Annotated in this window: 17 protein-coding genes; 11 read left to right on the top strand and 6 right to left on the bottom strand. The window is 63.0% G+C overall.

Annotated elements, in window-relative coordinates:
* Positions 1-128: 128 nt before the first annotated feature.
* Positions 129-1238 carry a Gfo/Idh/MocA family protein gene (locus NKH16_RS12090; protein ID WP_352899520.1) on the bottom strand — a complete coding sequence of 370 codons (1110 nt, stop codon included), beginning with the start codon at positions 1236-1238 and terminating at the stop codon, positions 129-131.
* Between the two features lie 151 nt (positions 1239-1389).
* Between NKH16_RS12090 and NKH16_RS12085 the strand changes: the two genes are divergently transcribed.
* A complete protein-coding gene (locus NKH16_RS12085; protein WP_023677514.1) occupies positions 1390-2235 on the top strand; it encodes a MurR/RpiR family transcriptional regulator in 846 nt (281 codons plus the stop codon).
* Here the strand turns inward: NKH16_RS12085 and NKH16_RS12080 are convergent.
* Positions 2232-3122 carry an AraC family transcriptional regulator gene (locus NKH16_RS12080; protein WP_352634836.1) on the bottom strand — a complete coding sequence of 297 codons (891 nt, stop codon included), beginning with the start codon at positions 3120-3122 and terminating at the stop codon, positions 2232-2234. The two genes, NKH16_RS12085 and NKH16_RS12080, sit on opposite strands and share 4 nt — an antisense overlap.
* A gap of 138 nt (positions 3123-3260) precedes the next feature.
* On the opposite strand from NKH16_RS12080, the gene NKH16_RS12075 reads away from it, so the two are divergent.
* The 9 genes from NKH16_RS12075 to phnN all read left to right on the top strand — a co-directional run bounded on the left by NKH16_RS12075 (position 3261) and on the right by phnN (position 12727).
* Positions 3261-3989 carry an SDR family oxidoreductase gene (locus tag NKH16_RS12075; protein ID WP_352619345.1) on the top strand — a complete coding sequence of 243 codons (729 nt, stop codon included), beginning with the start codon at positions 3261-3263 and terminating at the stop codon, positions 3987-3989.
* A 200-nt stretch (positions 3990-4189) separates the two neighbouring features.
* On the top strand, positions 4190-6124 hold the full coding sequence (locus NKH16_RS12070; RefSeq protein ID WP_352453012.1) for a bifunctional 5-dehydro-2-deoxygluconokinase/5-dehydro-2-deoxyphosphogluconate aldolase: 1935 nt from the start codon (positions 4190-4192) through the stop codon (positions 6122-6124).
* 34 nt (positions 6125-6158) lie between these two features.
* Positions 6159-8003, top strand: a complete 1845-nt coding sequence (gene iolD, locus NKH16_RS12065) for a 3D-(3,5/4)-trihydroxycyclohexane-1,2-dione acylhydrolase (decyclizing) (protein ID WP_352453011.1) — start codon at positions 6159-6161, stop codon at positions 8001-8003.
* A gap of 44 nt (positions 8004-8047) precedes the next feature.
* Positions 8048-8965 (top strand): myo-inosose-2 dehydratase, encoded by a 918-nt coding sequence (gene iolE, locus NKH16_RS12060; RefSeq protein ID WP_352453010.1) that lies wholly within the window; start codon positions 8048-8050, stop codon positions 8963-8965.
* Between the two features lie 27 nt (positions 8966-8992).
* On the top strand, positions 8993-9211 hold the full coding sequence (locus tag NKH16_RS12055) for a DUF3329 domain-containing protein (protein WP_352453009.1): 219 nt from the start codon (positions 8993-8995) through the stop codon (positions 9209-9211).
* Positions 9212-9213: 2 nt separating this feature from the next.
* Entirely contained in the window at positions 9214-10026 is an 813-nt protein-coding gene (iolB, locus tag NKH16_RS12050) for a 5-deoxy-glucuronate isomerase (RefSeq protein WP_352453008.1), read from the top strand.
* 148 nt (positions 10027-10174) lie between these two features.
* Positions 10175-10882 (top strand): DUF1045 domain-containing protein, encoded by a 708-nt coding sequence (locus tag NKH16_RS12045; RefSeq protein WP_352769538.1) that lies wholly within the window; start codon positions 10175-10177, stop codon positions 10880-10882.
* A 79-nt stretch (positions 10883-10961) separates the two neighbouring features.
* Positions 10962-12101 (top strand): alpha-D-ribose 1-methylphosphonate 5-triphosphate diphosphatase, encoded by a 1140-nt coding sequence (locus NKH16_RS12040; protein ID WP_352769536.1) that lies wholly within the window; start codon positions 10962-10964, stop codon positions 12099-12101.
* Entirely contained in the window at positions 12098-12727 is a 630-nt protein-coding gene (phnN, locus tag NKH16_RS12035; protein ID WP_352899514.1) for a phosphonate metabolism protein/1,5-bisphosphokinase (PRPP-forming) PhnN, read from the top strand. The genes NKH16_RS12040 and phnN overlap by 4 nt, the downstream gene beginning before the upstream one ends.
* A 91-nt stretch (positions 12728-12818) precedes the next feature.
* On the opposite strand, the gene NKH16_RS12030 is transcribed toward phnN, so the two are convergent.
* The 4 genes from NKH16_RS12030 to NKH16_RS12015 all read right to left on the bottom strand — a co-directional run bounded on the left by NKH16_RS12030 (position 12819) and on the right by NKH16_RS12015 (position 17144).
* The gene (locus tag NKH16_RS12030; protein WP_352453004.1) at positions 12819-13349 is read right to left on the bottom strand and encodes a DUF2231 domain-containing protein; all 531 of its coding nucleotides are present in this window, start codon (positions 13347-13349) and stop codon (positions 12819-12821) included.
* A 153-nt stretch (positions 13350-13502) separates the two neighbouring features.
* Complete coding sequence (locus NKH16_RS12025; protein ID WP_023677502.1) at positions 13503-14498, bottom strand: ABC transporter permease; 996 nt, start codon at positions 14496-14498, stop codon at positions 13503-13505.
* A 23-nt stretch (positions 14499-14521) separates the two neighbouring features.
* On the bottom strand, positions 14522-16066 hold the full coding sequence (locus NKH16_RS12020) for a sugar ABC transporter ATP-binding protein (RefSeq protein WP_352455995.1): 1545 nt from the start codon (positions 16064-16066) through the stop codon (positions 14522-14524).
* A 115-nt stretch (positions 16067-16181) separates the two neighbouring features.
* Positions 16182-17144, bottom strand: a complete 963-nt coding sequence (locus NKH16_RS12015; RefSeq protein ID WP_352455994.1) for a sugar-binding protein — start codon at positions 17142-17144, stop codon at positions 16182-16184.
* Positions 17145-17687: 543 nt separating this feature from the next.
* Here NKH16_RS12015 and NKH16_RS12010 point away from each other — a divergent pair.
* A complete protein-coding gene (locus tag NKH16_RS12010) occupies positions 17688-18710 on the top strand; it encodes a LacI family DNA-binding transcriptional regulator (RefSeq protein ID WP_352899538.1) in 1023 nt (340 codons plus the stop codon).
* The last annotated feature ends 13 nt before the right edge of the window (positions 18711-18723 follow it).

Below are 18723 nucleotides of genomic sequence, written 5' to 3'. Positions count from 1 at the left end.
GCAAGCTTCTCACCATTCTCAACGCTATCGTCCGGGATCAAAAACCGTGGCAAACAACTTGACAGCCAAGACAGTCGCTCTCCCCTAGGGGTCCCCCTGGGGGAGAAGGGGAGACCAGCGCGGGCTTACTACCGCACCTCCATCCAGCGCTGTTCCGCGAACGAGCGCGCCATCGCGTGCACCGTGCGCTCGATCTCCAGGCCTTCGTCGAAATCGATGATCCGCGCCGGCTTGCCGGCAAGTCGCGTCAACAGTTCCCGGCATTCGATAATCTTGAGGTCATTAAAGCCAAGGCCGTGGCCGGGCGCCGGCAGGAAGGCGTCATAAGGCTTATGATGCGGCGCCACCAGGATGGTGCGATAGCCTTGCTCGGTCGGCCGGTCGGCCGTCAGATAGAGTTGGAACTCATTCATCCGCTCCTGGTCGTACAGGATCGAGCCCTTCGAGCCAAAAATCTGGATGGCGATCCGGCCTTTGCGGCCCCAGGCCGAACGGTTGACCAGCAGCGTGCCGGCGATGCCGTTTTCGAGATGCATCAGGATGCTGGCGATGTCGTAGGTCTCGACCGCGCGGCGCCCGCCCGAGGCGACGCGGCGGTCGGCATAGGGTTTGGCCATGTCGCACATGACGCGGGCAACGCGGCCGAACAGTACGGCGATGAGCGACAGCGGATGCACGGCGAAATCGTCGAGCGCGCCGTAACCGGACGCCGCCTCGTGCTTCCAGAAGAACAGCGCCTCCGGATCGGCCATGAAGTCCTCGTCCATCTCGATACGCAGATGGTTGACCTCGCCGATGATCTTCTCGTCGAGCAGCGCGCCGATATGGCGGATCGCTGGGTTCTGAATATAGTTATAGCCAAGCGCGGCCACCTTGCCGGACTTTTGGGCCGCCGCAGCCATTGCTTGCGCCTCCGCAAAACTTGGCGCCATCGGTTTTTCACACCACAGATGCTTGCCGGCTTCGAGGATGGCGATGGCCATTTCCGGGTGGAACTGGTTCGGCGTGGTCAGCGAGATGACATCGACCTCCGGGTCGTCGACGACAGCGCGCCAATCGCCGGACGCCTTGGCGAAGCCGAATTCGGTGGCACGCCGTTTGGCAAGGTCCTCGTTGACCTCGCCGAGATGGACCATCCTTGGCTTGTCCACATCGGGAAAGACGGTGCCAACTGCGTTCCAGGCGATGGCGTGGCACTTGCCCATGAAGCCCGTACCGATAAGACCTACCCCGATCATCTGCCTTGCCTCCGTGTGCGCAAATTGTGTGGATGAATTAGTCCATTTTGTTTGTAAATGGAACGCTTGCCTCATTTTTTATGGTGTTCTTGCACAGGCCCGCTATGATGGGGCACAGAGGGAACCGACGATGAGCCTGGGCGGAGCGACGATGGACGAACGGGTGCCGCGCGATTTCGAGACGCTGCGGGCGACGATCCTGGAGCGGCGCCACAGCCTGCCGAAACGTATCGCCCAGATCGCCGCCTATGCGCTCGACAACCCAGACGATATCGCCTTCGGCACCGCTGCCAGCATCGCCGCTTCCGCCGGTGTCCAGCCTTCGACCCTGATCCGCTTTGCCCAGCAGCTTGGTTTTGACGGTTTCACCAGCCTGCAGTTGGTGTTTCGCGAGCGCCTGCGCGAGCGCAATTCATCCTATGATGAAAGGCTGGCGGCATTGCGCGCCAAGGCCGAGGAAGGCGCCGGCCACCGCGCGATTTTCGACGGTTTTGTTGCCGCAGCCAGTACCTCGCTCAACGACATTTCGCGCACGCTGAATGAAGACCATTTCGAAGATGCGATCACCGTGTTGGCCAAGGCCGAAACCATTTACGTGCTGGCCAAGCGGCGCTCCTACCCGGTCGCCTCCTATATCGCCTATGCATTGGGCAAGCTCAAGATCCGCAACCAGCTGATCGAATCGGCCGCCGGCCTCAATGCAGAGATGATCGGCTTTGCCTCTCCAAGGGACGCCGTGATCGCTATCAGCTTTTCGCCCTATGCCCCGGCCACCATCGAGGAGGCGCGCGTCATTTCGGAGCAAGGGGTGCCGATCGTGGCGATTACCGACAGCTCCTTTTCGCCACTCGCCCAATTCGCCAGGGTCTGGTTCGAGGTCGCCGAGGCCGATTTCGCCGGCTTCCGCTCGCTGTCGGCGACGATGGCTTTGGCTATGGCGCTGACCGTCGCGGTCGGCGAGAAGCGGCGCGATACTGGCAAGAAGCGCAAGCCTTAGATCACCTCTATTGCCGTTTCGCCTTCTGCCGAAAGCCGCGCTGCGTCGCGGGCAGGCGGCGACCCGAACTGGCGGGCATACTCCCGGCTGAACTGGGAAGCACTCTCATAGCCGACGGCGAAGGCGACACGTGCGACGTTGCCCGGCTGGGCAATCAGCAGATGGCGGGCTTCCAGCAAGCGGATTTGCTTTTGATACTGGATTGGGCTCATGGCCGTCGCCGCCTTGAAGTGACGATAAAACGCAGCACTGCTCATACGGGCAATCTCGGCCAGATCGCCGACCCGGACCGGCTGATGGGGATGCGAACGGATCCAGGCGATCGCCCGGCCAATCCGGGACAGATGGCCATCGGCGCGCGCAAGTTCACGAAGCTTTCCGCCTTGGGGGCCTTGCAAGAGCCGAAACAGCATCTCCCGCTCGATCATGGTCGCGAGCACGGGAATCTCCGCTGGCCGGTCAAGCAGCCGCATCATTCGACGCGACGCGTCGAGCAGATCGTCATCAGCGGGAGAGGTGGAGAAACTGTCGCCACTGAGGGCCGGCGCGTGCTCGACGAGGAGCGCGGCGACGGCCTGCAGGTCAAGGGTCAAGCCAATGGCCAGGTAAGGACGCGCCGTGCTCGCTTCGATTATCTGGCTGATGGTGGGCGTCTCGACAGTATAGATGAAATAGCTGGCCGGATTGTAACGAAGAGCCCGGTCGCCGATCAGAACCGTCTTCGCGCCCTGCAGTACGAATAAGATCCCCGACCCCCACACCCCTGACAATGGCGGCGTGGCGACTTCGCTGCGGCCGATCGAAACGCGGGGAACCGCCGTTCTTGTTCGTCGCCCGCGCGCATGGCGGCTGGCGATCTCGATCAACTCCTGCAGCGCTTCGCTCATTGCGCCAGCATCGCGCATTCGCACCGGCGGCGCAACAGCGTGAGAGGATTAGGCAAGAGCTGGAGAGTTTCCGGCGCGCAACGCCCGCTGCCTCGCACCATTTGTGGGTCTTCCACAAGAAAAATGGAGACACCGATTATGAGAACATCGAAAAGCGCGCTGGTGACCGGCGCCAACAAGGGTATAGGCCGTGAAATCGCCCGGCGACTGGCGACCATGGGCTTCAAGGTCTGGCTCGGCGCCAGGAGCGCCGAACGCGGCATGGCGGCGGCGCAGGCATTGCGCGCCGAAGGCCTCGACGTGGAGTGGCTCGAGCTGGACGTCACGCGGGATGACAGTGTGAAGGCGGCAGCCGAGGCATTCAGGCAGGCCAGCCCCTGCCTCGACGTGCTGGTGAATAACGCCGGCGTCGCCATCAATTACGACCTGCCGCCGAGCCAGCAGCGGATCGCCGACATCCAGGCCACCTACGACGTCAATGTCTTCGGCCCGATCCGCGTGACCCAGGCATTCCTGCCGCTGCTGCTGGCAGCACCTGCTGCCCGGATCGTGATGGTGAGCAGCTCCACCGGGTCCATCGGCCGGGCGCTCGATCCCGCCACTGCGAACCACGCCGTTAACATGATGGGCTACGGCAGCTCCAAGACAGCCTTGAATGCCATCACGGTGGCGTTCGCCAGGGAGCTCGCGCCGCAAGGCATCAAGGTCAACGCCGCGGCGCCCGGCTACACTGCCACCGATCTCAACGGGTATAAAGGTCACCGCACGGTGCAGCAGGCGGCCGAGATCGTCATTCACCTGGCGACCTTGGACGCCGATGGCCCGACCGCCGGGTACTTCAACGATGACGGCCCGCTTCCTTGGTAAATCAGCTGGTTTCAGTGGTAGACACTTGACGTTCGTCTGACTTCAAAGTTTCTGAACGCGCGAGCCTTGCACAGCACTTTTCAGCCTTGGGAATGCTCGTTCCATATTGACTATGGATTGGAATTATTATTTCATATTGCCGGCGCCACGCTGCCGCTCGCGCGTGTTACCCAAGACAACAAAGCCGATGGGAGGTTCGAATGGGCGAAGCCGTGGAAGCGAGACATGCGCCGCTCGACATCATCACCATCGGCCGCGCTTCCGTCGATCTCTATGGTCAGCAGATCGGCTCGCGCCTCGAGGACATTACTTCCTTTGCCAAGTCGGTCGGCGGCTGTCCGGCCAATATCGCGGTCGGTACTGCCAGGCTCGGCCTGCGCTCGGCGCTGCTCACCCGCGTCGGCAATGAGCAGATGGGCCGCTTCATCCGCGAGCAGCTGACCCGCGAGGGCGTTTCGGTCCAAGGCCTCAAGACCGATCCGGAGCGGCTGACCGCCCTGGTGCTGCTGTCGGTCGAGGATGAAGGCGTCTCGCCGATGATCTTCTATCGCAGCGATTGCGCCGACATGGCGCTTTCGAAAGACGATATCGATGAGGCGTTCATCGCTTCGGCACGCGCGGTCGTCGTCACCGGCACGCATTTTTCACGGCCCAACAGCGACGCCGCCCAGCGCAAGGCGATCCGTGTCATGAAAGCCAAGGGCGGCAAGGTGGTGTTCGACATCGACTACCGTCCCAACCTCTGGGGTCTCGCCGGCCACGCCGAAGGCTTCGAGCGCTATGTGAAATCCGACCGCGTCTCGGCGCAGTTGAAGACGGTGCTGCCCGATTGCGATCTCATCGTCGGCACCGAAGAGGAAATCATGATCGCCTCGGGCGCAGACGATTGCCTGAGCGCGCTGAAAACCATCCGCTCGCTGTCGGCGGCAACCATCGTGCTGAAACGCGGCGCCATGGGCTGCATCGTCTATGACGGGCCGATCAGCGACGACCTCGAGGACGGTATCGTCGGCAAGGGATTTCCAATCGAGGTCTACAATGTGCTCGGCGCCGGCGACGCCTTCATGTCGGGCTTCCTGCGCGGCTGGCTCGGCGAGGAAGGCCTGGCGACGGCGGCGACCTGGGCCAATGCCTGCGGCGCCTTTGCCGTGTCGCGGCTGCTCTGCGCACCGGAATACCCGACTTTCGAGGAATTGCAGTTCTTCCTGAAAAACGGCAGCAAGCATCTGGCGCTGCGCAAGGACGAGGCGATCAATCACATCCATTGGGCGACCACGCGCCGGCGCGACATCCCCTCGCTGATGGCGTTCGCCTGCGACCACCGCGTCCAGCTGGAGGATGTCGCGGCAAAAGCCGGCGCCGATCCGTCGCGAATCCCAGCTTTCAAGGTGCTGACGGTCAAGGCTGCGGCCAAGGTCGCGGCTGGCCGCGCCGGCTACGGCATGCTGCTCGACGAAAAATACGGACGCGAGGCGATGTTCGAATTCGCCCACCATTCCTTCGCCTGGCTCGGCCGGCCGGTCGAGTTGCCGGGTTCGCGGCCGCTTCGCTTCGAGTTCTCGCAAGACATAGGTTCGCAACTGACCGAATGGCCGGTCGACCACTGCATCAAGTGCCTGTGCTTCTATCATCCCGACGATCCCGCGGCGCTGAAGAGCGAACAGCAGCAGAAACTGCGCGCTTTGTTCGAGGCCGCGCGGAAAGTGGGCAGAGAACTTCTGGTCGAGATCATCGCCGGCAAGCACGGCAGGCTCGACGACATGACCATCCCGCGCGCGCTCGAGGAACTCTACGCACTCGGCATCAAGCCCGATTGGTGGAAGCTCGAACCACAGGCATCGGCCGGCGCATGGGCAAAGATCGAGGCGGTGATCCTGAAGAACGATCCGTGGTGCCGCGGGATTGTGCTGCTTGGCCTCGAAGCGCCGCAGGACGAATTGGAAGCGGCCTTTGCTGCCACCGCCAAGGCGTCTATCGTCAAGGGCTTTGCCGTCGGCCGCACCATCTTCATCAACGCGGCCGAACAATGGCTTGCCGGCAAGATGTCAGACGATGAAGCGGTTGCCGACATGGCATCTCGCTTCGAGAGACTGACCGAGGCATGGCTTGCGGCGCGCGGCCGCAAAGCAGCATAAGAAGGCGCGGCATAAGGACTGCGGAGGAACCGACATGACCAAGACAATCCGCCTGACGATGGCGCAGGCGCTGACCCGCTTTCTTGCTCGACAGATGACCGAGATGGACGGGAAGAGAGTGCCGATCTTCGGCGGCGTCTGGGCGATCTTCGGCCACGGCAATGTCGCCGGCGTCGGCGAGGCGCTCTACCAGGTTCGCGACGAACTGCCGACCTTCCGTGCCCATAACGAGCAGGCAATGGCGCATGCGGCGATCGCCTACGCCAAGGCCAATTTCCGCCGTCGCTTCATGGCCGCGACCAGTTCGATCGGCCCCGGCGCGCTCAACATGGTGACGGCGGCCGCACTTGCGCACGTAAACAGGTTGCCCGTCCTGTTTCTTCCCGGCGACGTCTTCGCCAACCGCATTCCCGATCCGGTATTGCAGCAGGCCGAGGATTTCTCCGACGGCACGGCGACGGTCAATGACTGCCTCCGCCCGGTGTCGCGCTATTTCGACCGCATCACGCGGCCGGAGCAGATCATGCCGGCGCTCAACCGCGCCATGCAGGTGCTGACCGATCCCGCCGAATGCGGCCCGGTGACGCTGGCGCTGTGCCAGGACGTGCAGGCCGAGGCCTATGACTACCCCGAGAGTTTCTTTGCCGAGCGACTCTGGACGCCGCGACGGCAGCGCCCGGACCGCAACGAACTGGCGGCCGCAGTCGCGGTACTCAAAGCGGCGAAAAAGCCGCTGGTGATCGCGGGCGGCGGCGTACTCTATTCGCAGGCATCCGAGGAGTTGGCAAAACTGGTGCAAGGCGCCGGCGTTCCAGTTTGTGAGACGCAAGGCGGCAAATCCTCGCTCCCGGACGATCATCCGTTGAACATGGGCGCGGTCGGCGTTACCGGCACTTCGGCGGCCAACAGGCTGGCCGAAGAGGCCGACGTCGTGCTTGCCGTCGGCACCAGACTGCAGGATTTCACCACCGGCTCCTGGGCATTGTTCAAGCATACCGGCAGGACCATCATCGGGCTCAACGTGCAGCCTTTTGACGCCGGAAAGCACCAGGCGCTGCCGCTGGTCGCCGATGCGGCGGAAGGGCTCGCCGAACTCGCTGCGGCACTGAAAGGCTGGAAAGCCCCTTCAGGCTGGACCGACAATGCGATCACCGGCAAGAAAAACTGGCAAGCGGATGCCGACAAGGTGACGGCGTCGACCAATGCCGCCTATCCGTCCGACGCGCAAGTGATTGGCGCAGTACAGCGCACCATGGGCTCCAGCGTGGTACTGCTTCATGCCGCCGGCGGCTTGCCCGGCGAATTGCACAAGCTATGGCAGGCGGGCGCGCCCGGCTCCTACCACGCAGAATACGGCTTCTCGACAATGGGCTATGAAATCGCCGGCGGGCTTGGCGTCAAGATGGCCAAGCCGGACGAAGAGGTCGTGGTGATGATCGGCGACGGCTCTTACCTGATGCTCAATTCCGAGATCGCGACCTCGGTGATGCTCGGCCTCAAGCTGACCATCGTGCTGCTCGACAACCGCGGCTATGGCTGCATCAACCGGTTGCAGATTGCGACCGGCGGGGCCAGCTTCAACAATCTGCTGAAGGACACCCGTCACGAAACCTTGCCCGAGATCGACTTCGCCGCGCATGCTGCGAGCATGGGTGCGATTGCCGAAAAAGTGCCATCGATCGCCGGGCTGGAAACGGCGCTGGCGCAAGCGAAGAAGAACACGCGAACGACCGTGCTGGTCATCGACACCGACCCGCTGGTTTCGACCGAGGCCGGTGGAAGCTGGTGGGATGTCGCAGTGCCGGAAGTCTCGGCACGGCCGCAAGTGAATGCGGCGCGCAAGAAATATGAGGAAGCGCTGAGCGGGCGGGTTCTTTAGCCATCCGCGAACGCGCCTCGAATGTCTGAAACTGGAGTGACGACTTGAAAGCCAAACTGGGCATGTCCCCCATTGCATGGTGGAACGACGATCTTGCCGAACTCAGCGATGATGTGTCGCTGGAGGAGTGCCTGCGCCAGTCGCGCTCGGCTGGCTTTACCGGAATGGAAATGGGCCGCCGCTTTCCCAACGATCCGCAAATCATGCTGCCGATCCTGAAAGAGGCCGACGTGACGCTTTGCGGCGGCTGGTTCTCGGGGACGCTGGTCGACGAAGACATGGCGAAGAACAAGGATCGTATCCAGCCGATGATCGACCTGTTCAAGGCGGTGAACGCGCCATGCATCGTCTATGGTGAAGTCGGCCGCTCTATCCAGGGCGACCGCTCGAAGCCGCTCGCCAGCAAGCCCAGGCTTTCGGACGAGGAAATGAAAGCCTACGCCCGGCGGCTCACGCAGTTCGGCGAATGGTGTGCAGAGCAAGGCATGCCGCTCTCCTACCATCATCATATGGCGGCAGTAGTTGAGACCGAGCCAGAGCTAGATGCCTTCATGCGTTACTCGGGAGAAGGCATTCCATTGCTGCTCGACGCGGGTCACCTGGCCTTTGCCGGCGGCGATGTGCTGCGCGCTATTGATAACCACCACCCGCGCATCAACCATGTGCATGTGAAAGATGTGCGCATGGAGGTGATCGCGGGACTGGATCGCGAGAAGCAATCGTTCCTCGACGCGGTGGCACTTGGCGCCTTCACCGTGCCGGGAGATGGCTCGCTGGATTTTGGCGCCATCGTCCAGAGGCTCGCCGACCATGGCTATGAAGGCTGGTTCGTGGTCGAGGCCGAGCAGGATCCGAAGAAGAACCCGCCGCTCAAGATGGCGCAGGTCGGCTACAAGGAATTGATGCGGGCTATGACGGCGGCCGGCTATACGGTGGAGACACAGGGCTTTCCCAATGCTTGAGAGTTCGCGAGGAAAGGTGTTGATCCGATGAAAGACTCCGAGCACCCGTTTTTCCGGCCGCTGTGGCGGCGCGTTGCCGTTGTCGCGGTCTGCCTGGTCTGGTCGGTGATCGAATTCGCCACCGGCACGCCGTTCTGGGGCGTGATCGCGCTCGGCTTCGCCGGCTATGCCGTCTGGCAATTCTTCTATCTCTACAAGCCGGCTGACGAGGACAAGTCATCGGCGGACGCCGAACCGAAGGAATGACCATGTCGAAGCTGCTCGTCAAAGCCAATAAGGGCCACGGCCGCATCGCTCATGTGACGCCGCAAAACGCCGGCTGGACCTATGTCGGCTTCGATCTGCATCGGCTCAGGCCCGGCGAGAGCGCTTCCGGGCAAACCGCGGATCGTGAAGTCTGCTTGGTGTTCGTCACCGGCAAGGGCAAGGCCAAAGCCGGCGGCAAGGATCTCGGCCTGCTCGGCGAACGCATGTCGCCGTTCGAAGGCAAGCCTTGGTCGGTCTATGTGCCGCAGGGGTCGGAGTGGTCGGTGAGCGCCGATACCGATCTCGAACTTGCCGTCTGTTCGGCGCCAGGACTGGGCGGCGGTCTGCCGATCCGTGTCATCGGACCCGACGATCTCGGCCAGGAGGTTCGCGGCAAAGGCACCAACACGCGCTACGTCACCAACATCCTGCCGGAAGGCAAGCCGGCCGATTCCTTGCTGGTGGTTGAGGTCATCACACCCGGCGGCCACACATCGAGCTATCCGCCGCACAAGCACGACCAGGACAATCTGCCGGCTGAATCCTATCTCGAGGAGACCTATTACCACCGTCTCAACCCGCCGCAGGGCTTTGCTTTCCAGCGCGTCTACACCGATGCCGACGAGAACGGTGCTCGTTCGCTCGACGAGGCGATGGCGATCGAGGACGGCGACGTCGTGCTGGTTCCCAAGGGTTATCACCCCTGCGCAGCCTGCCACGGCTATGATCTCTATTATCTCAACGTCATGGCCGGACCGAAGCGGACGTGGAAATTCCACAACGCGCCCGAGCACGAATGGCTGATGAAGGCCTAACCATTTCCCCTTCGCCCCAACCGCTGGTCCAAGCGAAAAATCGTCGGCTAACGACCCGGCTGTGTGGTTTTGTTACCGAAAACGCCGCAAAGCTTCGTCAATTCGTCATGGAAATCACCTATGGCAGCGGGGCTGACGAGGACTTTCGATGCGCTACGCGATCTATTTCACCCCCCGACAAGACGAACCGCTGGCACGGATCGCCGCCAACTGGCTCGGCCGCGACCCATTCGGTGCCGCCACAAAGCCGGTCGAGGCTGCGGGCGAGTTGTCGGCGGCAGAAGTTGCCTTCCATACCGCCTCGGCGCGCCGCTATGGCTTTCATGCGACACTGAAGGCGCCCTTCAGACTGGCCTCCAACGAGACGGAAACGTCGCTTCGTGCAGCACTCGACGATTTTGCCGAGGCGACGCCGGTGGTTACGATCCCGCGCCTCGTCGTCAGCCAGATCGACGGCTTCTTCGCGCTGTTGCCGGAAGCACCGCTGCCGGCGCTCAACCGCTTCGCCGATGACGTGGTGCGCGACTTCGACCGCTTCCGCGCGCCGTTGACGGAAGCCGAGATCGAACGGCGCAGCCCCGATTCGCTGAAGCCCGACGAGTTCCGCAATCTCTGCCAGTGGGGCTATCCCTATGTCTTCGAGACGTTTCGCTTCCATATGACGCTGTCCGGCCGGGTGTCGTCACAGGAAAGCCCTCGTCTTCGCCTAGCAATCGACAGCCTGTTTGCGGACGTGCTGCAACGGCCGGTGGCGGTGGACGCGTTGACGCTGTTTGTGGAAACTGAACCGGGCGCTCCGTTCATGGTGCTGTCCCATCACGCGCTCGGGCGCCGCCCGGCCAGAAGAACCGCCTAAATGACTATTTGCTTTAACCGCATGGTGCGACGCCAATTCATTTTCAATTGGCTGCAAAATGCTGCAAGGACTGCCTGAAATGACTGCCGAGACCGTTCTTGACAATGCCCGTATTGTGCTGGCCGACCAGATCGTCGAAGGGTCGATCGTGCTGCGCGACGGCATGATCGCCGCCATCGATCCCGGCGCTGGCCGCAGCGGCGAGGACATGGGCGGCGACTTCATCATCCCTGGCCTGGTCGAGCTCCACACCGACCATCTCGAAGGCCATTACGCGCCACGGCCGAAAGTGCGCTGGAACCCGATCGCAGCTGTGCTCGCCCATGACGCGCAGGTGGCGACCGCCGGCATCACCACTGTGCTCGACGCCTTGCGCGTCGGCATGGACGAGGATGCCGACCTGACGGCCGCCGACATACGCAAGCTGGCCGACGCGATCGAGGACAGCGTGCAGCAGGACCGGCTCAGGGCCGACCATTTCCTCCATCTGCGTTGCGAGGTTTCGGCGCCGGACTGCCTCACGGCCTTCGCCAATTTCGACGGCGACGAGCGGGTCAGGCTGGCGTCGCTGATGGACCATGCGCCCGGACAGCGCCAGTTCGTCAATTTGGAAACCTACGCCTATTACTACCAGCGCAAGCTGAAGCTGACCGATCGCGATTTCCAGAAATTCTGCGAAAAGCGGATGGCGGAATCGGCGAGGAATTCGAGCCCGAACCGCAGCTTCATCGCCGCTGCCTGCCAAGAGCGCGGCATCGTGCTCGCCAGCCATGACGACGCAACCGTCGGCCATGTCGACGAAGCGATCGCGCAAGGTGTGCGCGTCGCCGAGTTCCCGACCACCGAGGAGGCGGCGCGGGCTTCAAAAGAGGCAGGGCTCGGCGTATTGATGGGCGCGCCGAACGTCATGCGCGGCGCGTCACATTCGGGCAATGTCTCGGCCCGCACGCTGGCCGGCGATGGCCTGCTCGATATCCTGTCGTCGGACTACATTCCGTTCAGTCTGATCCAGTCAGCCTTCTTCCTCGGCGACGTGGTCGAGGGCATTTCCTTGCCACAGGCGGTGGCGATGGTCTCGAAGAACCCGGCCGAGGCGGTCGGCCTCACCGATCGCGGTGTCATCGAGCCCGGCCGGCGCGCCGATCTGGTTCGCGTGCGCGTCGACGACCATGTCCCGGTCGTCCGCACGGTCTGGCGGCAGGGACGCCGAGTCGCATGATGGTGTCGGCATCGGTCGAGCGTGAATTGCGCGCTACGGGATTTCCGATCCGCGACGGTGTCTTCGTCGCCGTCGTCGGGCCGAGCGGTGCCGGCAAGGACACGGTGATCGGCTATGCGCGCGCCGTGTTTGCCGACGAGAGCCGGCTGGAGTTCGTGCGCCGGGTGATCACCCGGCCGAGCGATGCGGCCACCGAGGATCACGACACGCTCGCCGACGTTGCCTTCGTCGAGGCCGAAGCGGATGGCGCCTTCGCGATTTCCTGGGAAGCGCATGGCCTGCGCTATGGCATCCCGGCCGAAGTCGATTGGTCGGTCTCAAACGGCCGTGTCGCGATCGCCAACGTCTCGCGCGCGATCATCCCGGCGCTGCGGGAGCGCTACGCCAATCTGGCTGTCGTCGAGATCACGGCTACACCGGATATCCTGGCCGAGCGGCTGGCATTGCGCGGTCGCGAATCGCGCGGCGAAGTGCTGGCACGGCTGGCGCGCAGTGCCAATGTCGCGCTGTCCGGACCGGGTGTCACCTCGATCGACAATAGCGGCCCTCGTGAAGCCGCCGGCGAGCGCTTCGCCGAGGTGCTGCGCAAGGCCATGGCCTTCTCCGACATGTCGGGCCTTATCTAAAGTAGCGCCCATCTGATGCATTCGGTATGGGCGCTACTTGTCTAACCGATATCTTTTTGGAAACCGGTATCCACTTTTCGGGATTATGGCCTCATGCGGCGTGCCGGTCCCGACCAGCGTGACGAGTATCCGTGGCAGTGGTTGTCGAAGGCTTCGCTGGCGCATCCGCTGGTGTGTCCAGAACTGCAACGTGGTGCCGATACACCATCTCCCAGCCCTTCCAGCCGGTGAACAGCAGTATGCAGACCACTATGAACGACAAGAGCACACCCCATGGGCGGACCGCGGCTTCGGCGCCTTGCGCATAGCGAAGGTAGAAATTGATCAGTGCCACAACGACCGCGGTCAAGTTGCCTAGCATGTGGTACCAGGCGTCGGACAAGGCGCGAATGCGCGGCTCGTTGAGGAAGTCGATAAATCCGGCTGTCGCAGCGAGAAGGGCCATTACTATGGCTGCCCCGATCAACCACATCGATGCCCGTGCCCAGAAGGCATCGGCAGTCCCCCAGAAAACCAGGTCGGTGACAAACGCACCGACAAGAAACGCGACAGGAAAAGGTATCAGCATCGGGTGGAGGGGGTGAGTTCCTACTTTGGCGGTACTAACTGGATTCGTGGGCATGGAACACCTCCGCGCAGCAAAGCTTAAATAAACGCTCAGATACGGGTTTCGTTCCAAATAGAGACCGACCTGAACTGCTGTCGCGAAGCTCCGGCTGACTCTTTCACGCCACCTGCCATGGCAGTCGGCGAATTTCATCCAGCTATTTTTGCGTCACTCAGCGGCAGCACCCGCCACGCCCTTGCGTGTGGCTTCCAGCATCCGCCGCCGCGCCCTGAACACGCCCCATTGCTGGTCGACCAGCACGCCGATGAGGATCACCCCGCCCATGACGGCGAAGTTGAGCGAGGACGGGATGCCGAGCAGGTTGACGAGGTTCTGCAGCTCCTGCAGCAGCACGGTGCCGAGCAGGACGCCGATCAGCGAGCCTTCGCCGCCACGCAGCGAGAAGCCGCCGAGCACCGCGGCCGCGATGGCATAGAGCTCGTAGAACTGGCCGTGGCTCGCCGGCGAGATCGAGCGTGTGTACATGGCGAAATAGATCGCCGACAGCGCCGTCAGCACGCCGCAGATGACATAGGCGGCCATGACGATGCGGCCGGTGCGGATGCCGGAATATTTTGCCGCTTCCTCGTTCTTGCCGATGGCATAGAGATAGCGCCCGAACACCGACCGGTGCAGCACCACCCACATGACGACGGCGATGACGATCAGCGCGATGAAGCTGTTCGGCACGCCCCAGGACCGCCCCGCCGTCAGGAACTCGAGTTCCGGGAAGTTCTGTCCGAAGGCAAAGCCGGCGGTGCCGTCGGCGGTGTAGAAGCGCGCCACGCCGCGATAGATCAACAGGCCGCACAAAGTCACCACGAAAGGCTGCAATTTGAGCCGGGTGATCAGCCAGCCATGCGCCAGCCCGATGATGCCGCCGAGCACCAGGATCAGCGGCAGGGCGACCGGCCAGGCCATGCCGCGCGTGGCGATGAAGTCGATGAACAGCACGCCGAGCAGCGCAACCACCGAGCCGACCGACAATTCGATGCCACCAGTGATGATGACGAAGGCTTGGCCGATCGACAGGATGCCGAACAACCCGATCAGGTTCGAGGTGTTGGCGAGATTGATCGGCAGCAGGAAGCGCGGGTTGATGATTGCCACCACCGCGCCGACCACCAGGATCAGGATCAGCAGGCCGAGATCTTTCTTGCTCATCGTCTTCTCCCAGTGCCTGCGAACTACTTCGGCTGCTTGCCGACCGCCAGCAGCAGCACGTTTTCCTGGCTGAACCGGTCCTTGTCGAGAATGCCGGAGATCTGGCCTTCATGCATGACGGCAATGCGGTCGGAAACGCCGATCACCTCCTCCATGTCGCTGGAGATCATCAGCACGGCGACGCCGGCATCGGCCAACGCCCGCATCAGCCCGTAGATCTCGGCCTTGGCGCCGATGTCGATGCCGCGCGTCGGCTCGTCGAGGATCATCACCTTCGGCTTCATCGCCAGCCATTTGGCCAGCACGACCTTTTGCTGGTTGCCGCCCGACAGCGTGCCGGTGCGCGTCTGGACGGAGGGCGCCCTGATGCCGAGATCGGTCTTCTGCTTCTCGGCGGTGGCGGCCTCCGCGCCGGCCGAGACCAGCGAGCGCCGCGAATGCGCCGGCAGATTGGGCAGCGAGATGTTCTGGGCGATCGACAGATCGAGCAGGATGCCGGTCAGCTTGCGGTCTTCGGGGACGAGGAAAATACCGTTGGCCACTGCGTCCGCGGCCGAACCAAGAACCAGATCTTTTCCGTCAAGCTGGAACGAGCCGCCAAAGCTCTTGTCGATGCCGAACAGAACGCGCGCCAGCTCCGTCCGGCCCGAGCCGACGAGACCGGCGAGGCCGAGGATCTCGCCATGCCTGACGTCGAGGTCGACGGGCCGGTCGGGATAGGCAGCGGTGCGAATGGCCTTGACCGACAGCGCGACAGAGCCCGGCGGGCGCGCCGATTCCGCGGCCTTCTCGCGCTCCTTCAGCATGCGGCCGATCATCAGCTTGACCATCTGGTCGTGATTGATGGCGCTCTTCGGCAAGGTTCCGGCGAGCATGCCGTCCCTGAGCACGACGACGCGGTCGGCGACGCGCTCGACCTCGTGCAGGCGGTGCGAGATGAAAATGACGCTGATGCCGTCTGCCTTCAGCGCCTTGATGACACCGAGCAGCTTGTCGGTTTCGGCGATCGGCAGGCTCGATGTCGGTTCGTCGAGGATGACCAGCCGCGCCTTGATCGACAGCGCCTTGGCGATCTCGACCATTTGCTGCTGGGCCAGCGACAGCGCCGACACCGGCGTATCGGCCGAGAAATTGGCGCCCACGCGTTTGAGCAGCGGCGCCGCCAGCGCTCGCAGCCTGGCGCGGTCGACCAGCCTGAACGGGCCGGCGCGCAGCGGTTCGCGGCCGAAGAAGATATTGGCGGCGACGTCGAGGTTCTCGAACAGGTTGAGTTCCTGGTGGACGAAGGCGATGCCCGAACCGATGCTGGCCTCGACGGTCAGACTGTCATGGGCGACGCCATCGACGGTGATGGTGCCGGTGTCCGGCCGGGTCACGCCGCCGAGGATCTTCATCAGCGTCGATTTGCCGGCGCCGTTTTCGCCGACCAGGCCGATGACCTCGCCGGGCCTGACCTCGATCGAGAACCCGTCCAGCGCGACAACGCCGGGATAGGTCTTGCGCACGCCGTCGAGGCTCAGGAACGGAGCGGCCGTGGATGCAACGATGGATGGATCGGAATAATTCATCACGCCTGACAGCAGCCGGTGAGCCGTTTTGGCCTCAGACTGACGGGCCTTGCGAGGCGCGTCAATAGAATCGCCGGCTCAGGGCGAACCCTTGAGCCGGCGCAACCTAATTCGCTCAGTTTCCCGACATCGCCTTGAGGTTGGCGGCGTAGGCGTCGACATCGTCCTTGCCGATGATCTTGGTCGGCACGATGATCAGGCCATCGGCGGGCACGCCCGACTTGTCGCCCTCGAGATAGGCGGCCATCAGCTTCATGCCCTGATAGGCCCATTCGAAAGGCTGCTGTACGACGGTAGCGGCGACGGTGCCTTCCTTGACGCCGCCCAGCGTGATCGGATCGTCGTCGAAGCCGACGACGGTGATCTGGCCGAGCTTGCCGGCATCGCGCAGCGCTTCGTAGATGCGCGGCGTGTTGTAGGAATAGAAGCCGACCATGCAGGTGACGTCGGGGCTGGCGACCAGCGCGTCCTCGACGTTCTTCTTGGCGCGAGCCTGATCGATGTCGTCGCCACGCACGTCGACCAATTCGATCTTGGTGCCCGCGAGACCGTCCTTCATGCCCTGGATACGTTCCTTGGCATTGTCGGCGCCGAGCAGGCCGACGAAGCCGAGGCACTTGCCGCCGTCAGGCATTGCCTTCTTGGCGATCTCTGCCGCCTGCTTGCCGGCATCGACATTGGAAGAGCCGATATAGGCGACACGCTTGGTCTGTGGTGCGTCGCTGTCGGTGGTGAACAACGCCGTTTCCGAGGCGATCTTGTTCAGCCCGTCGGTCGACGTCTTGGGATCGACGGCCGAGACCATGATCGCCTTAACACCGGCCGTCACCAGGTCGTCCATCAGGCGCTGCTGGATGGCGACCGAGGACTGCTCCGGATATTTGAGCTCCAGATTGTAATTGGGCAGTTCGCCTTGAGCCTTCTTGACGCCGGCTTCGGCCGCCTTCCAGAAATCGGAAGCGCCGTTGACGACGAAGGCCAGAGTCGGCTTGTCGTCGGCCCGCGCAATTGCGCTGGCGGAAAGGCCGAGCAGCAGGGCCGCAGCGGCGACGGACGCATTTCGTATCACAGATTTCATATTCAACCTCCCATTTTGACTCAGTAATTTTCGCTGATGATGAACGTGCCGGCGCGGCTTGGACGCCCTCCTCCTCAAGGGTTTCCGGCAGCGAAGAACGACGCCATTCCAGCCGCTATCGTCGACTTTAGAGACTCATTCGCCGTTCGTAAATAGTCCGATTTGTCTGACATTTCCCGGAGCGGCAGGCAAGCTTCGACTGACGGGAACCGTCCGATACCAGGCTGACTTGCGTTCCGAACATGCGCGGTCCGACGTCGTCCGGGCATGATGGATTGACGTTATAGGGATGCCAGATATTAGTAAAGAGTATTAGTTTGGTCGGGATTCTCGCCACAAACGAGAGAGGCCTCCCCAGTCGCAACCGTTTTGGATCGGGGACTAAATCGCCTAAGAGGGTCGATTATATCTATTAGTATCGCTTCGCCCTATAAATGCGAGGTTCGAGGGACCAATGACATGAACGAACCACTGCGTGATCCCGTCCTTGAGGGTACCAGGCGGCGCAAGCTGTCCGGGAAAAACTCCAAGGGCCGCGTTACCATGACCGACATCGCCAGGGCGGCAGGCTGTTCGCAGGCGACGGTTTCGTTCGTGCTCAACAACACGCCGGGCATCAGGCTGTCGCAGCAAACCCGCGAGCGGGTGATCGAGACGGCGCGAACGCTGGGCTATTCGCCGCCCGTGTTTTCTGCCTTGCGAGCCCCGGTTGCCGCATTCGACGGGCTGGATGGCGTGATCGGCTTCGCCGTCGACCAGTTGGCGACCAGCCCGGAGGCGGTCGTCGCCATTGAAGGGGCGCGGCAAGCCTCGTGGAACGCCGGCAATGTGCTTTTGGTGGCGCAGACCATGGGCGACGAGGTGATGGAGCCCCGTGCCATCGCGGCTCTGACCAAGCGGGGCATTTCGGCGCTGATCTACATGACCATTTTCACCCGCGAGATCGTCGCGCCGGACTATCTCTACGGCCTCGACATTCCGGTCATCCTGCTCAACTGCTACACCGCCGACTATGCCTTCCCCGCCGTGGTGCCGAGCGAGATCGCCGGCGGCCAGAGCTCCACCCGCCACTTGATCGGCCATGGCCACCGGCGTATCGCCACCATTACCGGCGAGCCCTGGATGCAGGCGGCGCAGGACAGGCTGAAGGGCTACCGCCGGGCGCTGGCGACGGCCGACATTCCGTTCGACCCGGCGCTGGTCGTCGAAGGCGACTGGTCGGCGAGCGCCGGCTATGCCGCGACCGTCGAGCTCTTGGCGCTGAAGGACCGGCCGACCGCCATCTTCTGCCAGAACGACCGCACCGCGATCGGCTGCTACGAGGCGCTGAAGGAGGCCGGCCTGCACATCCCCCGGGATATTTCGGTGATCGGTTATGACGACGAGGAGATCGCGCGGCATCTGTTCCCGCCGCTGACGACGTCGATCCTGCCGCATATGGCGATGGGACAATGGGCGATCGAGCAGCTCGAAGTCCCCGCTGCTCCCGGTCGTGGCCGCTATCCCATCACAAAGCTTGAATGCCCGCTGGTGGAGCGGGAGTCAGTTGGCGCTCTGGCGGGCTGAGGCGAGAGCGCCG

The organism is Mesorhizobium sp. M1307, from assembly GCF_040318155.1.
Classification (GTDB): Bacteria; Pseudomonadota; Alphaproteobacteria; order Rhizobiales; family Rhizobiaceae; genus Mesorhizobium.
The sequence above is the reverse complement of the archived record's forward strand: the minus strand, read 5'-3'. Positions and strand labels throughout refer to the sequence as shown.

Bases quoted from the DNA above. Each gene is read 5' to 3' on its own strand.
- NKH16_RS12015 (WP_352455994.1), bottom strand. From the start codon at position 17,144: ATGAAATCTGTGATACGAAATGCGTCCGTCGCCGCTGCGGCCCTGCTG.
- NKH16_RS12040 (WP_352769536.1), top strand. From the start codon at position 10,962: ATGACTGCCGAGACCGTTCTTGACAATGCCCGTATTGTGCTGGCCGAC.
- NKH16_RS12055 (WP_352453009.1), top strand. From the start codon at position 8,993: ATGAAAGACTCCGAGCACCCGTTTTTCCGGCCGCTGTGGCGGCGCGTT.
- NKH16_RS12045 (WP_352769538.1), top strand. From the start codon at position 10,175: ATGCGCTACGCGATCTATTTCACCCCCCGACAAGACGAACCGCTGGCA.
- NKH16_RS12080 (WP_352634836.1), bottom strand. From the start codon at position 3,122: ATGAGCGAAGCGCTGCAGGAGTTGATCGAGATCGCCAGCCGCCATGCG.
- NKH16_RS12020 (WP_352455995.1), bottom strand. From the start codon at position 16,066: ATGAATTATTCCGATCCATCCATCGTTGCATCCACGGCCGCTCCGTTC.
- phnN (WP_352899514.1), top strand. From the start codon at position 12,098: ATGATGGTGTCGGCATCGGTCGAGCGTGAATTGCGCGCTACGGGATTT.
- NKH16_RS12070 (WP_352453012.1), top strand. From the start codon at position 4,190: ATGGGCGAAGCCGTGGAAGCGAGACATGCGCCGCTCGACATCATCACC.
- NKH16_RS12030 (WP_352453004.1), bottom strand. From the start codon at position 13,349: ATGCCCACGAATCCAGTTAGTACCGCCAAAGTAGGAACTCACCCCCTC.
- NKH16_RS12025 (WP_023677502.1), bottom strand. From the start codon at position 14,498: ATGAGCAAGAAAGATCTCGGCCTGCTGATCCTGATCCTGGTGGTCGGC.
- NKH16_RS12090 (WP_352899520.1), bottom strand. From the start codon at position 1,238: ATGATCGGGGTAGGTCTTATCGGTACGGGCTTCATGGGCAAGTGCCAC.
- iolD (WP_352453011.1), top strand. From the start codon at position 6,159: ATGACCAAGACAATCCGCCTGACGATGGCGCAGGCGCTGACCCGCTTT.
- NKH16_RS12075 (WP_352619345.1), top strand. From the start codon at position 3,261: ATGAGAACATCGAAAAGCGCGCTGGTGACCGGCGCCAACAAGGGTATA.
- NKH16_RS12085 (WP_023677514.1), top strand. From the start codon at position 1,390: ATGGACGAACGGGTGCCGCGCGATTTCGAGACGCTGCGGGCGACGATC.
- NKH16_RS12010 (WP_352899538.1), top strand. From the start codon at position 17,688: ATGACCGACATCGCCAGGGCGGCAGGCTGTTCGCAGGCGACGGTTTCG.
- iolB (WP_352453008.1), top strand. From the start codon at position 9,214: ATGTCGAAGCTGCTCGTCAAAGCCAATAAGGGCCACGGCCGCATCGCT.